The sequence below is a fragment of the Micromonospora sp. WMMD1120 genome (genome assembly GCF_029626235.1).
GTDB lineage: Bacteria > Actinomycetota > Actinomycetes > Mycobacteriales > Micromonosporaceae > Micromonospora.
The window spans coordinates 3,119,190-3,133,512 of record NZ_JARUBO010000005.1 but is presented as its reverse complement, the minus strand read 5'-3'; the positions used below and the strand labels follow the sequence as shown (position 1 = coordinate 3,133,512).

Annotated in this window: 13 protein-coding genes; 3 read left to right on the top strand and 10 right to left on the bottom strand. The window is 72.3% G+C overall.

The features are described from left to right. Positions 1-133 precede the first annotated feature (133 nt). Together O7634_RS14815 and O7634_RS14810 are read left to right on the top strand one after the other, a co-directional pair. Positions 134-1,285 carry a GNAT family N-acetyltransferase gene (locus tag O7634_RS14815; RefSeq protein ID WP_278150705.1) on the top strand — a complete coding sequence of 384 codons (1,152 nt, stop codon included), beginning with the start codon at positions 134-136 and terminating at the stop codon, positions 1,283-1,285. After that, positions 1,282-2,394, top strand: coding sequence for a GNAT family N-acetyltransferase (locus O7634_RS14810; protein WP_278150704.1), 1,113 nt, complete (start codon positions 1,282-1,284; stop codon positions 2,392-2,394). The genes O7634_RS14815 and O7634_RS14810 overlap by 4 nt, the downstream gene beginning before the upstream one ends. 53 nt (positions 2,395-2,447) lie before the next feature. Here the strand turns inward: O7634_RS14810 and raiA are convergent, their stop codons facing one another. The 5 genes from raiA to mtrA all read right to left on the bottom strand — a co-directional run bounded on the left by raiA (position 2,448) and on the right by mtrA (position 8,316). Further along, a complete protein-coding gene (gene raiA / locus O7634_RS14805; RefSeq protein WP_278150703.1) occupies positions 2,448-3,083 on the bottom strand; it encodes a ribosome-associated translation inhibitor RaiA in 636 nt (211 codons plus the stop codon). 247 nt (positions 3,084-3,330) lie between these two features. Beyond that, on the bottom strand, positions 3,331-4,038 hold the full coding sequence (locus tag O7634_RS14800; RefSeq protein ID WP_278150702.1) for a ComF family protein: 708 nt from the start codon (positions 4,036-4,038) through the stop codon (positions 3,331-3,333). 4 nt (positions 4,039-4,042) lie between these two features. Next, the gene (locus O7634_RS14795) at positions 4,043-5,860 is read right to left on the bottom strand and encodes an LpqB family beta-propeller domain-containing protein (protein WP_278150701.1); all 1,818 of its coding nucleotides are present in this window, start codon (positions 5,858-5,860) and stop codon (positions 4,043-4,045) included. Then, positions 5,857-7,614 (bottom strand): MtrAB system histidine kinase MtrB, encoded by a 1,758-nt coding sequence (gene mtrB, locus O7634_RS14790; RefSeq protein WP_278150700.1) that lies wholly within the window; start codon positions 7,612-7,614, stop codon positions 5,857-5,859. Before mtrB ends, O7634_RS14795 begins: the two co-directional genes overlap by 4 nt. Before the next feature lie 12 nt (positions 7,615-7,626). After that, a complete protein-coding gene (gene mtrA / locus O7634_RS14785; RefSeq protein WP_278150699.1) occupies positions 7,627-8,316 on the bottom strand; it encodes an MtrAB system response regulator MtrA in 690 nt (229 codons plus the stop codon). Between the two features lie 226 nt (positions 8,317-8,542). Between mtrA and O7634_RS14780 the strand changes: the two genes are divergently transcribed. Then, positions 8,543-8,698 (top strand): hypothetical protein, encoded by a 156-nt coding sequence (locus O7634_RS14780; protein WP_278150698.1) that lies wholly within the window; start codon positions 8,543-8,545, stop codon positions 8,696-8,698. Between the two features lie 227 nt (positions 8,699-8,925). Here O7634_RS14780 and ahcY read toward each other — a convergent pair whose 3' ends face one another. The 5 genes from ahcY to O7634_RS14755 all read right to left on the bottom strand — a co-directional run bounded on the left by ahcY (position 8,926) and on the right by O7634_RS14755 (position 14,316). Further along, a complete protein-coding gene (gene ahcY, locus O7634_RS14775; RefSeq protein WP_278150697.1) occupies positions 8,926-10,425 on the bottom strand; it encodes an adenosylhomocysteinase in 1,500 nt (499 codons plus the stop codon). Between the two features lie 282 nt (positions 10,426-10,707). Beyond that, positions 10,708-11,871: a mannose-6-phosphate isomerase, class I gene (gene manA / locus O7634_RS14770; protein WP_278150696.1), complete on the bottom strand. Its 1,164-nt coding sequence runs from the start codon at positions 11,869-11,871 to the stop codon at positions 10,708-10,710. 3 nt (positions 11,872-11,874) lie between these two features. Then, positions 11,875-12,882, bottom strand: a complete 1,008-nt coding sequence (locus tag O7634_RS14765) for a cation diffusion facilitator family transporter (protein ID WP_278150695.1) — start codon at positions 12,880-12,882, stop codon at positions 11,875-11,877. A 55-nt stretch (positions 12,883-12,937) separates the two neighbouring features. Next, positions 12,938-14,134, bottom strand: coding sequence for an SIS domain-containing protein (locus O7634_RS14760; protein WP_278150694.1), 1,197 nt, complete (start codon positions 14,132-14,134; stop codon positions 12,938-12,940). After that, the gene (locus tag O7634_RS14755; protein ID WP_030490836.1) at positions 14,131-14,316 is read right to left on the bottom strand and encodes a Trm112 family protein; all 186 of its coding nucleotides are present in this window, start codon (positions 14,314-14,316) and stop codon (positions 14,131-14,133) included. The genes O7634_RS14760 and O7634_RS14755 overlap by 4 nt, the downstream gene beginning before the upstream one ends. Positions 14,317-14,323: the final 7 nt, after the last annotated feature.

The window sequence follows — 14,323 nt, the reverse complement described above, 5'->3', positions numbered from 1 at the left end:
TAGGCGCTCCATCGGCGTGATGGTCACTGGTAGCGGCGGTCCATGGCACCGAACCAGACATAACACACGTACCAGCCACACGCCGGGCGTTATCCGGTTACGCCGTCGGCGAACGGTGCGGCACGATGCACGGGTGGAACCAGTGGAGATCACCGAGGACGGCGTACGGCTGCGGCCCTGGCGGGAGGAGGACGCCGACGCCGTGTACCGAGCCTGCCAGGACCCGGTCATCCAGCGCTGGACCCGGGTGCCGCGCCCCTATCTGCCGGAGCACGCGCGCGGGTTCGTCACCGAGCTGAGCGGGCGGGCCTGGGCGGACGGCACGGGCGCACCGTTCGCGGTCTGTGACCCGGTCACCGGCGACCTGCTCGGTTCGTGCGGTCTGGTCTCCATCGACGGCACCGACACCGGTGAGATCGGCTACTGGACCGCACCCTGGGCCCGCGGACGAGGGGTGATGGTGCGGGCCACCCGGGCGGTGGCGCGGTGGTCCTTCGACACCCTCGGACTCGGCCGGCTGATCTGGCAGGCCGAGGTGGGCAACCACGCCTCCCGGTTGGTTGCCCTGCGGGCCGGCTTCCGGATCGACGGTCGGTTGCGGCTGGTCGACTCGACGCCGCACCTCGGCGCGGACGGCTGGATCGGCTCGCTGTTCCCCGGCGAGGTGCCCGCCACCGGGTCGACCGGGCCGGCCGGGCCGGGAACCCTCGCCGCCCGGCGGGCCGCCGTCTTCGGTCGCCCGCAGCCGGTGCTGTTCGCCACCACCGGGTCGGGTGAGCTGCGCCTGCGCCCCATGGAGGAGCAGGACCTGGACGCGGTGGTGCACACCTGCCGGGACCCGGAGAGCATCCGCTGGACCACGGTGCCGGACCCGTACGACCGCTCCGACGCGGAGGGTTACCTGTCCTACGTCCGGGACACCTGGGCCCGGGGGGACGCCTCCTGTTTCGTGATCGCCGACCCCGACGACAGGTACCTGGGCACTATCGACCTTCGACTCTCGCCCAGCGACCCGCTGCTGGCGGACGTGGGGTTCATGAGCGCCCCGGAGGCCCGTGGCCGCGGATACATGTCGGCCGCGCTCGTCGCGCTCAGCGCCTGGGGGTTCAGCACGCTGGGCCTGGCCCGGATCGAGTGGCGGGCGAACGTGGGCAACACCGCGTCCCGGCGGGCGGCGGAGAAGGCGGGCTTCACGTTCGAGGGCACCCTCCGGGGCGGGGTGCCGCACCGGGGCGAGCGGGTCGACGCGTGGGTGGGCGCTCTCCTCGCCGGTGACCTGCGGTGAGCCTGCCGCAGGTGATCGAGGCGTACGGGGTGCGGCTGCGCCAGTTCCGCGCCGAGGACGCCGCCGACGTGGTCGACGGGCTGGCCGACCCGGTCAGCCAGCGCTTCGTGACGGGTCCGCCGAATCCGTACACCGAGAACGACGCCCGGTGGTGGATCGAGGTCGGCGCCCCGGCGGCCTGGGCCGGCGGCGGGGCCGCGTACGCCATCGCGGACCCGGACACGGACCGGCTGCTGGGCACCGTGGCCCTCAACAACCTGGCGCCCGCGCGACAGCAGGCCGGAGTCGGCTATTGGGTACGACCCGCGGCACGTGGACGTGGGGTCGCCGCCGCGGGCACCCGTGCGCTGAGCGACCAGGTCCTCGCCAGTGGTACCGCGCGACTGGAGTTGCTGACCCACCCGGAGAACACGCCCAGCCAGCGGGTCGCGTTGGCCGCCGGCTTCCGCTACGAGGGGCTGCGCCGCTCGGCCACCGTGGACCGCGACGGGACGCGGCACGACCTGCTGGCCTGGGCACGGCTCGCCGACGATCCGCCCGGTCCGGTCCCCCGGCTGCTGCCGGACCTGCCCGGTGGGGTGCTCACCGACCGGGTGGTGGCGCTGCGCCCGCTCGCGGCGGACGACGCGGAGCTGATGTACCGGCTGCACAGCCGGCCCGAGGTGGTGGCGAACCAGGCGCCGCCGGTGCCGCCGACCCGGGAGGCGGTCGAGCGGCGCTGCCGCCTCGCGGCGAGCGGGTGGCTGACCGGCGAGATCGCCCGACTGCTCATCACCGACGCCGCCAGCGGGGAGCCGGCGGGCAGTTGCGGCCTGTCGTACACCGACGTGGCCGCCGGCGAGGCGTCGGTCGGCTACGCGTTGCTGCCGGAGTGGCGCGGCCGGGGGTACGCGACCCGGGCGGTCCGCCTGCTCGCGGGCTGGGCGTTCGGTGCCACGGGCATCGCCCGGGTGACCGCCGGCACCGTGCCGGACAACGTCGCGTCGCACCGGGTGCTGGAGCGGGTCGGTTTCCACAGCGAGGGACTGCAACGCGGTCGGCTGCCCGGACTGGCCGGCGCACGGCTGGACGACCTGACCTTCGCGCTGCTCCCCGGCGACCTGCGCTGAACGGTGCCGTGGGGTTGCGGCGGAGTTCCGCCACAACCCCACGAGCCGTCCGGTCAGGTGGCGAGGGAGATGATGCCGTAGTCGTAGGCGTGGCGCCGGTACACGACGCTGGGGCGGCCGGACTCCTTGTCCTGGAACAGGTAGAAGTCGTGGCCGACGAGTTCCATCTCGAACAGCGCGTCGTCGATCGTCATCGGCTCCGCCGGGTGGACCTTCTCCCGGGCGATGTGCCACGGCTGGTCGTCGTACTCCTCCTCGACGCGCTCCGCGACCGCGGTGCCGGCGCGGGCGCCGTCCGGCGACGCGCTCAGCGCGGGAGCACCCAGGTCCGCGACCGGCAGGCCCGCGGTGGCCTCGGCGACGGAGATCGGGGCGTGCCGACCCCGGTGTACGCGGCGACGGTCGGCCGCGCGGCGCAGCCGTGTGTCGAGCTTGGCGATTGCCGCGTCGAGCGCGCTGTAGAAGTCGTTCGTGCAGGCCTCGGCCCGGATCACCGGACCCCGGGAAACGCAGGTGATCTCCACCCGCTGGCAGTGGTCGGCCTGGCGCGGATTGCGCTCGTGAAACAGCTCGACATCAACACGAATAAGTTTGTGGTCGTAGCGTTCGATCTTTGCGAGTTTCTCGGCTACGTGCACCCGGTAATGATCCGGGACTTCGACGTTTCGGCCCTTGACCACGATGTCCACGTGACCTCCCTTTTTCGGACGGTCTTCGATCCGGTTTGGCCCGGTCGCGCGCCGAGGGGGGACCCGCTGGCGTCGACCGGTTCGTACGGCTACGCCTCCTCTCACCGCCAGGGGCGGTTGGAACGACCTCCTACCCCCGACAGCGAAACGCTAACTCCTGTTCGCCCGGCAGTCACCCCATGTTGCCGAGACGACCCAGAATTTTCCGCAGCTCATACACCAACGGGTGAAACGGAAACACAATCGGTTACAACTGGAGTCGTTTCTCGGTCGCCGCGAGCACAGCGGCAACACTGGGTGCCCAGCCGATCGCCGTCAGCACCCCGCTCGCGGCGGCCAGCGTGACGCCGGTGGTGACGATGTCGTCGAGCAGCACCACCACCGGTCTGACGCCCCCGGCGGGCAGCCGCGCCGCGGACGCGACACGGGGCCGGAAGGCTGCCGCCGCTGCCGCCGCCCGGCCGGCGCTGTCCAGGGTTACCGAGTCGGGTCGGGGCAGCGCCCGCAGCGGCCGGTGCACCCGCACCTCCCAGCCGCCCCGGCGGAGCCGGGCCGCGCAGTGCCGGGCCAGCCGATCGAGGTGGTCGCCGTACCGGGACCGGGCCGCCGCCGCGGTGTCCGGCACCGGCACCAGCGCCAGCGGCCGGGGCGCCCCGACGCCGTGCGCGACGACCTCGGCGAGCAGCGCACCGAGCGGGCGGGCCAGACCGTGCCGGCCGTGATCCTTGTATGCCAGCAGCGCCGCACGCAGCGGGTCCGCGTACCGGCCCAGCGCGACGCAGGGCGGCAGGCCGGGCGGGGCGGGGGTGGGGCGTACCGACAGCGGACGCAGCGCGCCCAACGCCGCCACGCAGACCGGGCAGACCCCGTGCCGCAGACCCTGCCGGCGTTGCTGACAACCCGCGCAGGTCGCGGGCAACACCAGGTCGGCGAGGTCCGCCCAGAGCCCGCTCACCGGGTCAGTAGAGGAAGAACGGCGCGGTCGGATTGCTCGGCCGTACGCCGGCCGGCACCGGCGCGATGCCGCGTACCCGGTCCGGTTCGATCCGCTCCGACGGGCTGCTGCGGTAGGCCACCCCGTTCGCCTCGTACATGTAGGCGCCACTGGGCAACCGCACGCTGCGGTTGGACGGGTACGCGGTCAGGTGGTTGACCTTCGCGCCGAGGTCGGTCCGCAGCGGCGTCTCCAGGGCCCCGTCGACGCTGATCTCGTAGATCGCCGGTTGACCCACCGAGCCCGCCACCACCAACTGGTCCTCCCGGCCCCAGTCGACAGCGGTGGGGCCGGTCAGCGAGGTGACGAGTTCCCGGGGCGGGCCGATGGAGACCCCGCCGCCGTCCAGGTTGACCGCCGCGACGTAGAGACGGCCCCCGACGATCAGCGCGACCCGCTGGCCGTCCAACGCGGCGGCCACCGCCGTGACCGCGCCGGAGGGCAGGTTGAGCGGCACCGGGAACATCCGGGCCGTCTCGTCGAACCGGTAGAGCTGCCCGTCGGCAACCACCAGGCCGCGCGCGGGGCGGGAGTCCACGGTACGCAACCACACCGGACGGCTGATCGAGGAGAACTCCGAGCCGCTGCGGTTGACCAGGGAGACCGGCGCGGGGCCGGTGCCCACCGCGAGTCGGTAGCGCCCCTTGGCGGTGCCGCTGACCACCATCGCAGCGAGGACGCGCTCGTCCTTGGCGAGCCCCAGGCTCGCGGCGACGACGTTGCGGTTGACCTCGGGCGCCAACGGCACCAGGCCGCTGGGCTCGCCCTCGAAGTCGAGCGCGTGGATCGCGCCCTCGTACACGCCGAACCGCTGCGGGGTCGCGGTGTTCGGGTAGAGCGCCACGGACTCCCGGCGCCCGCTCAGCTCCACCACCGGTTGCGAGTTGTTGCGGATCTTGAGCTCCAACTCGCCCGGCAGGTCGCCCAGGGACCAGGCGATCTGGGTGATCAGTTGGTCGATGCTGTTCTGGTCGTCGGCGGACATGTCCAGGTTGACCTCCCACCGGCCGTTCCCGCCGGTGGCGTTATTGATCAACTCGGTGCGGTCGGGCAGCCCGACGACACCCGGACGCAGCCAGTCGGACGGGCCGCCGACCAGCCACTTGACCACCTCGTTGACCCGACGGTCTTCCGGCACCGCCTGCGGCCGGTACCGCTGGTCGGGCACCAGGCGGGTGCGGTCCGAACTCCAGAAGTAGATCGTCTCGTCCTGGTAGTACTGGCGCAGGGCGACGTCACTGAGCAGCAGCACGTTCGGCGGGTTGATGACGTACAGGCCGGCCCGCTCTTCGTCGGCGCCGCCGTTGTAGGCCGCGCTGCGCAGACCGAACTCGTACTCCGTCTCGGTCGCCACCGGCGGTGCCAGGATTCCGTTCGAGCGCAGGACGCCGATCTGCTGCACGCTGATCCTGACGGTGGTGGTCGAGTCGCTGTTGAGCGTGTAGACCGCCTCGCGCACCCGAACCACGTTCAGCGCGACCTCGCTGCCCTTCTTGTCCTGGAGCCGGGTCTTGTCCTCCGGCGCGACGAACGCCTTGACCCGCTCGTACGCCCGATCCGGCTCACCGGCGGCGGCGGACAGGAAGTTGCGGACGAACGCCTCGTTGACGCTGCCGCTGGCCGTCCGCGTCGGCGGCTCGCTGCCCCGACTGATCACCCCGGCCTCGGTCGCGGCGCCGCCCTTGCCGTCCACCCGCACGTCGGACGCGGCCGGGATGCCGCAACCGGCACCCAGCAGCACCACCGCGCCGAGCGCGCCGAGCACTGTCGGTCGCCGTCTCACGAGCGCACCTCCGCCCGCTCCCCGTCCCCGACCGGCGTCGAACCGATCGCCAACGCCCCACCAGTGCCCGGGCCGATCGCCAGCGGACCACCGTCGCGGGGGCCGCCGAACGGCAGCGTGACGTCGGCCGGCACCAGGCGCAGCGGCGAGGTGGTCAGCCGGTCACCGGCCCGGGCCGGCAGGGTGAGGCGGAACTGCGCCCCCTGCCCCGGAGCGCCCCACGCCTCCAGCCAGCCGCCGTGCAGCCGGGCGTCCTCCAGGCTGATCGAGAGGCCCAGCCCGGTGCCGCCGGTCTGCCGGGCCCGGGACGGGTCCGCCCGCCAGAACCGGTTGAACACCAGCTTCTCCTCACCAGCCTTCAGTCCCACGCCGTGATCGCGCACGGTGATCGCCACGGCGGTCTCGTCGATGCCGAGGGTGATCAGCACCGGGCGGGCCTCACCGTGCTCCACGGCGTTACCGACAAGGTTGCGCAGCACCCGCTCGACCCGGCGCGGGTCGACCTCGGCGATCACCGGCGTGCCCGGCAGGTCGAGTTCGATGGGTACGCCCACCCGCTCGGCCAGGCCGGCCAGCCGGTCGACCACGCGGTGCACCACCGGCACCAGGTCGGTCGGCTCGGCATCCAGCATGGCGAAGCCCGCGTCGAACCGGCTGATCTCCAGCAGGTCGGTGAGCAACTCCTCGAACCGGTCCAACTCGGCCTGGAGCAGCTCGGCGCTGCGGGCCACCGCCGGGTCGAACTCGTCGCGCTCGGCGAAGATCAGGTCAGCGGCCATCCGGACCGTGGTCAGCGGCGTCCGCAGCTCGTGCGAGACGTCGGAGGTGAACCGACGCTGCAACCGGGACATCTCCTCCAGGCGCAGGATCTGCCGCTGCAGGTTGGTGGCCATCTGGTTGAACGAGGCGGCGAGCAGCGCCAGGTCGTCCTCGCCGTTGACCACCATCCGCTGGTCGAGGAGGCCGGCGGAGAGCCGCTGGGCGGTCCGTGCGGCCACCCGGACCGGGCTGACCACCAGCCGGGTGACCAGCGCCGCGAGCAGCCCGAGCAGGATCACCAGGGCCACCCCGGTGGCCACCACCGTGGCGCGGGCGTCGGCGGCGGTGACGTCCTGCCGGGTCAGCGGCACGAGATAGTACAGCTCGATCTGACCGAAGCGGGTCGGCACCGGCGAGCCGTACACGAGGTATTTGGTCGTGTCTCCGGTGAGCCGGCCGGTGCGGATCTGGCTGGCCACCTTGCCGTCCGCGATCGCGGCCCGCAGCTCGGGGCTGATCAGCACCTGGACGTTCGCGGACGGGGAGGTGCGGGTCTGGATGTCGTCCGGGTAGCCCTCGGCGGTGATCGCCACCACCACCCCGCTGGTCTGCTGGGGGTCGCCGCCGGCGAGGTAGTTGACGGTGCCGTCGATGGTCTCCTGGAGCTGCGCCTCCTGCGGTTGCCCGTAGAAGGACACCTGCTTGGCCGCGTAGCTGGCGCCGCTCGTCACCCGCTGCCGGACGTCGCTGCGCGCGTTGTCCAGCAGGATGGTGGTGATCTTGTCGGCGATCAGGAACGCGAAGCCGCCGACCAGCAGGCTGGACGCGACGAGCGTGATGGTGACGACCCGGACCTGGAGCGAGCGCCGCCAGGTCTGGTGCACGCGGCCGACCACCCGGGCGACCCGACCGCTCACCGCGCGCCAGAACTCCCCGCCGGCGCTGAGCCGGCGGGCAGTCGTGCTCGGGGAGGGTCTGGGCGGCGAGGTCGACACAGTGCGACCAGGCTATCCGGTCCCCGCCTTGTAGCCCACGCCCCGCACGGTGAGGATGATTTCCGGGCGCTCCGGGTCCGGCTCGATCTTGGCCCTCAGCCTCTGGACGTGCACGTTGACCAGGCGCGTGTCGGCCGCGTGCCGGTAGCCCCAGACCTGCTCCAGCAACACCTCGCGGGTGAACACCTGACGGGGCTTGCGCGCGAGCGCGACCAGCAGGTCGAACTCCAGCGGAGTCAGCTTCACCTCCTCGTCGTTGCGGCTCACCGTGTGCGCGGGCACGTCGATGCTGATCTGGTTGTCCGGCGGCCCGATGGTCAACATCTCGGGGGCCACGTCCTCGCCCCGGCGCAGCCGGGCCCGCATCCGGGCCACCAGCTCCTTGGGCTTGAACGGCTTGACCACGTAGTCGTCCGCGCCGGACTCCAGGCCCAGCACCACGTCGACGGTGTCGCTCTTGGCGGTCAGCATGACGATCGGGACACCGGATTCCGCCCGGATGGACCGGGCGACGTCTATACCGCTCATCCCCGGTAGCATCAGGTCAAGCAGCACGATATCGGGACGGCTGTCGCGAAAAGCGGCCAACGCCCGCTCGCCGTCCGCCACGAAGGAGGGCAGGAACCCCTCGCTGCGCAGCACGATGCCGAGCATCTCGGCGAGCGCGGGGTCATCGTCGACCACCAGTACGCGGGCTCTCATGGGATTAATATTGCATCCTCGGTCAGGTCGGTGGGACCGGCGTCAGCCGGTAACGGCTCGCACCATGATCCCCCGTCGGCGGCGTCCCGCGCCACCGGCAGGCTGGGCCGATCCGGTTGTCGCGTACCGGACGCGGTCAACAGCCGCCGAGGAGTGCCGCAGGTATCCCACTCATCCTCTGGCCAGCTCTGCCGGATCGGCAGCCGACTGTGGCAGTATCCCCGCCGTGAGGGGAATCCTGCCGTGGTTGGCGGTGCTGGCCGTGGTGCTGCTGCTCAGCGCGCTGCGCCTGCGGGCCCTGGCCACCGCCGTGTCGATCGGCTGGCTGGTCTGGTGCGCCTGGACGTGGTTCCGCCCCACCCGCCGCACACCCCGCCCCTAATCACCCCGCCCCGCGCCCCCACCCCGCACCCCCCGCCCTGCGCGATCTTGCACTTTCTGCGGTGTCATATCGGGTCAAAGGCCGCAGAACTCCGACCAAAACTGCAAGATCGCGGGGTTGGGGGCTGGGGGCGGGGCGCGGGGTTGGGGGGCGGGGGGCGTGGGGGCGGGAACGGCGGACCGGGCCGGCTCTGGGGTGCGGAGCCGGCCCGGTGCGTTGCGCGTTGATCAGTAGCGGTAGTGGTCCGGCTTGAACGGGCCCTCGGTGGAGACGCCCAGGTAGGCGGCCTGCTCCTTGGTCAGCGTGCTCAGCTTGGCGCCGAGCGCGCCCAGGTGCAGACGGGCCACCTTCTCGTCCAGGTGCTTGGGCAGCACGTAGACGCCGATCGGGTAGTCCTCGGTCTTGGTGAACAGCTCGATCTGGGCGATCGTCTGGTTGGCGAACGAGTTCGACATCACGAAGCTCGGGTGCCCGGTCGCGTTGCCCAGGTTCAGCAGGCGACCCTCGGACAGCACGATGATGGCGTGCCCGTCGGCGAAGCGCCACAGGTCGACCTGCGGCTTGATGTTGATCCGCTCGACGTCGGAGCGCTTGGCCAGGCCGGCCATGTCGATCTCGTTGTCGAAGTGGCCGATGTTGCCGACGATGGCCTGGTGCTTCATCCGGGCCATGTGCTCGTTGGTGATGACGTCGAAGCAGCCGGTGGCGGTGATGAAGATGTCCGCCTGCTCGACGACGTCGTCCAGGGTGGAGACCTGGTAGCCGTCCATCGCGGCCTGCAACGCGCAGATCGGGTCGATCTCCGTGACGACGACCCGGGCGCCCTGGCCGCGCAGCGACTCGGCGCAGCCCTTGCCGACGTCGCCGTAGCCCATGACGACCGCCATCTTGCCGCCGATCAGCACGTCGGTGGCCCGGTTGATGCCGTCGATGAGCGAGTGCCGGCAGCCGTACTTGTTGTCGAACTTGCTCTTGGTCACCGAGTCGTTGACGTTGATGGCCGGGAACAGCAGGGTGCCGGCCCGGTGCATCTCGTAGAGCCGGTGCACACCGGTGGTGGTCTCCTCGGTCACGCCCTTGATGCCGGAGGAGATCCGCGTCCAGCGCTGGCCGTCCTCGCCGAGCGAACGGTGCAGCAGCTCGAGGATGACCGCGTACTCCTCGGAGTCGGCGGACTCGACCGGCGGAACCGCGCCGGCCTTCTCGAACTCGGCGCCCTTGTGCACCAGCAGCGTGGCGTCGCCGCCGTCGTCCAGGATCATGTTCGGGCCCTGCCCGTCCGGCCAGTCGAGCACCTGCTCGGTGCACCACCAGTATTCCGGCAGGGTCTCGCCCTTCCAGGCGTACACCGGAACACCGGAAGGCGCCTCGGGGGTGCCGTCCGGACCGACGACGACCGCCGCGGCGGCGTGGTCCTGGGTGGAGAAGATGTTGCAGGACGCCCAGCGCACCTGCGCGCCGAGCGCGACCAGCGTCTCGATCAGGACGGCGGTCTGGATGGTCATGTGCAGCGAACCGGTGATCCGGGCGCCGGCGAGCGGCTGAGCCTCGGCGAACTCCCGACGGATCGCCATCAGGCCGGGCATCTCGTGCTCGGCGAGCTGGATCTCTTTACGCCCGAACTCGGCGAGCGACAGATCCGCCACCTTGAAGTCGCCGTCGGCAAGCGTGCTCGGCCGGGCCTCGGACGGCGTGCCGCTGGCGGACGCCGGGAGGGTGCTGGTCATGAAAGCTCCTGTCGAACGATGTCTACGCCGACCCTCCACCTTACGCGCGTTGGCAACGGGCCTCGGGGTAGGTCCACAGACAGCGCACGGGGCGGTCGGTGCTGAACGGACCCCTCCGTCCACGCCCCGCCCGCCCCGCGCATCCCCCCGGTTTGGTTCCCCCGCACGTTCTCGGACCGTCGTCGCGATAACGCTGCGTACTCATAGGGTCACACTGCGCCAGAACCCCGTCAAGCTATTCCGGAAAAGTCGGACTTGTGCACTGGCTCGCGCTGACCCCTGTCAGCGCAGGCCGGACGTCGCCACGTAGGCGACGCCGGCACCACCGATCCGCAACGGCTCACCTGCCGCCGTGCCGATCGCCGCCTCGCCCGAGACCAGCGTCAGGGCGCCGGCCCCGTCGTCCACCGTGATCGAGCCCTCGGCGCAGAGCACCACCCGGGGACCGGGCAGCGGCAGCGTCACCGACGGCAGCGCGGCGTCGACGCGGACCCGGTGCAACGCGAAGTCGTCGACCGGAACCGGCCACCAGTCGACCCCCGGCCCGACCGGCTGCGCGGCCCGCACCGGCTCGTCGAGCACCTCGAAGCGCAGCACCCGCAACAACTCGTCGACGTCCACCCGCTTCGGGGTGAGACCGCCGCGCAGCACGTTGTCGCTGGCCGCCATGATCTCCACCCCGCAGCCGCTGAGGTAGGCGTGCAGGTTGCCGGCGGGCATCCAGATCCCCTCCCCCGGCACCAGCCGCACGTGGTGCAGAAGCAGCGCGACCAGCACGCCCGGGTCGCCCGGGTACGCCTTGGCCAGCCGGTGGGCCAGCTCCGCGTCCGGGCTGTCCGCCGACGCCGACACCACGGCGCCCAGCAGCTCGTGCCGCCGGGCCACCGGCCAGTTGAGCAGCGTCCGCACCGCCGTCGCCAGGCCCGCCGGCCCGTCCCGCAACGCGGCGACCACCGGCGCCAACTCCGGTACGCCGAACGCGGCGAGCGCCTCCGCCGACTCCCCCGGGTCCCGGAAACCGCACAACGCCTCGAACGGGGTGAGCGCCACAAGCAGCTCCGGCTTGTGGTGCGGGTCGGAGTAGTTGCGCTGCTCCGCGGGGAGCCCCGCCTCCGCCTCGTAGCCGGCCCGCGCCTGCTCGGCGTCCGGATGGGCCTGCAAACTCAGCGGGGCGTCGGCGGCCAGCACCTTGAGCAGGAACGGCAGCCGACCGCCGAACCGCTCGGACACCTGCTGGCCGAGCCACTGCCCGGGCTCGTCCCGCACCAGGTCACAGAGGCTGACCCGCAGACCGGCACGGTCGACAGTGGCCGGGCCGCCCGGGTGGGCGCCCAACCACAGCTCCGCCTCCGGGCCCGCGCTGGGCACCGGCCTCCCCTGCAGGAGGGCGATGGCCGAGCGCGATCCCCAGGCGTAGTCCCGGATCGGCCCGTACAGTGGCTCCACCCGTCAGCCCCCGGGCCGCCCGGCTGCCTCGCCCGACACGTCCTGGGGCTGCGGCACCGCCGTGTCGGCGGCGGCGCCGGTGCCGGCCTGCGCGGCGGCCGCGCTGTAGACGTCCGGCTCCAGGTAGATCACCCGGGCGATCGGCACGGCGGCGCGGATGCGTGCCTCCACGGCGTTGATGCCACGGGCCAGGTCGTGCGCGCTCTCCCACTCCGGAACGGCGATCTTCGCGGCCACCAGCAGCTCCTCCGGGCCCAGGTAGAGCGTCTTCATGTGGATGATCCGCTCCACCTCGGGGCCGGCGGTGACCGCCCGCTCGATGGCGGCGACGTCGGACGCCTCCGCGCCCTCACCGAGCAGCAGGCTCTTGGTCTCGATGGCCAGCACCACCGCGATGATCACCAGCAGCACGCCGATCATCGCGGTGCCGGCGGCGTCCCAGCGACCGTCACCGGTCATCAGCGTCAGCCCCACCCCGAACAGCGCGAAGATCAGACCGACCAGCGCCCCGAAATCCTCCAGGAGCACGACCGGCAGCTCGGGCGCCTTGGCCCGGCGGATGAACCGTACCCAGGACTGGTGGCCCCGGATGTGGTTCGACTCCTTGATGGCCGTCCGGAACGAGAACGACTCCATCACGATCGCCACCACCAGCACGGCCACCGGCAACCACTGCCACTCGGTGATGCCGTGCGGGTCGTGCCACTTGTGGTACGCCTCGTACAGCGCGAACAGGCCACCGATGCTGAACAGCACGATCGACACGATGAACGCGTAGATGTAGCGCTCCCGGCCGTACCCGAAGGGGTGTTCCGGGGTGGCCGCCCGCTTCGCCCGCTTGCCGCCGAGCAGCAGCAGGCCCTGGTTGCCGGAGTCGGCGACCGAGTGCACCGCCTCGGCCAGCATCGACGACGACCCGGAGAGCAGGAACGCGACGAACTTGGTGACGGCGATGCCGACGTTGGCCAGCAGGGCGGCGACGATCGCCTTCGTCCCGCCGTTCGCGCTCATGCCACCACTCCGCCAAGCGTGGCAGTGCGCATGCCGCGCCGCCCCCTACGTTCGTTCACTGGTTCGACAGCTCCTTCATTTCGGTGATGGCCGGAACGGCCATCGGGTCCAGGCCGTGGGCCAGGGCCAGGTAGATCGAGGCGAAATCCGGAACGGCGACCAGCGAGGCCAGTCGTTCCAGGGCCGAGCCGCCCTCGGCGGTCACCACGTCGCACCGCACGCCGCGACGTTCCGCGAGGGTCTGCACCGCGTCCGCGCGGCGCTCCTCGACAGCGAGCGGCTCGTCGGTGTCGTCGTCGGCGTTGAGGCCGCCGTCGCGCAGCAGCACCAACCGCAGCCGGGTGGCGTCGCCGTCGTCGTCCGTCGGGTCGGCGAAGATGTCCCGCTCCCCCTCGGCCAGCCCGCCGAAGACACCGTCGAGCAGGCCGACCCGACCCCGCCCGGCCTCGCCGAGCGCACCGGTCACCACCGGGTAGCGGGCGTTCGCCGACAGGGTGTCACCGAAGCGGCGGGCAGCGACAGTGGCCAGCGGGGACGAGCCCCAGACGATGGGAATCGAGCCGGCCAGACCCAGCGCCAGGGACTTCGCCGGGTTGACGAAGGACTCCGCCGTGGAGCGGCACCGGTCGGCGTCCGCGTCCAGTCGGGCCGCGGTCTCCGCCAGGTCCGCCTCGTTGACCTTGACCAGCCCGAGTGAACGGGCGGCGAGCAGGACCGGCACGGTGAGCGCCCAGAGGCTGGCCCGTGCCGGGGCACGCCGGGGCACCGGGATGAACGGCGCCCGCGCCTGCTCGGCGATCGACTGCAACCGCGAGTCGGGAGCGCCGACGGCGACCAGGCGGGCACCCCGCCGGTGCGCGGCCTCGGCGGCGCCGAGCGCCTCCGGGCTGCGTCCGGACGCGCTCACCGCGATCACCACGTCGGCCGCGCCCACCCAACCGGGCACGCCGGCGCTGCGGTGCGCGATGACCGGGACCGGGCAGCGCGGCCCGGCGACGGTGGCCAGCACGTCACCGGTACGCCCGGCGGTGCCGATGCCGGCGATGACCACGGCTCGGGGCCGCCCGTCGTCGGCGAGCACCGCCAGGTTCGCCTCGGCCGCCAGCGCGGCGCTCTCCCGGACCTGCGCGCCTGCCGACGCGGTGTGCCGGAGCATGTCGCCCGGGTCGGCCTCGGCCAACGCACCCGGGTTGTCGAGCAGGGCCTCGTCGGCGTCCCGGCGCCCGCTGACCCCGGCCGTACCGTCGATCATGACGGCTGCCCCGGGCCGCCGCGCGCCTCGTCGAGCAGCAGCACCGGCACGTCGTCGCGGACCTCGAAGATCCGGCCGCACTCCGTGCAGGTCAACGTCTGCGCCTCGGCGTCGTAGGTGAGCGGGGCGTGGTGCGTGTCCGGACAGGCGAGGATCTCGAGCAACTGCGGATCCAGGGCCATGGCACGG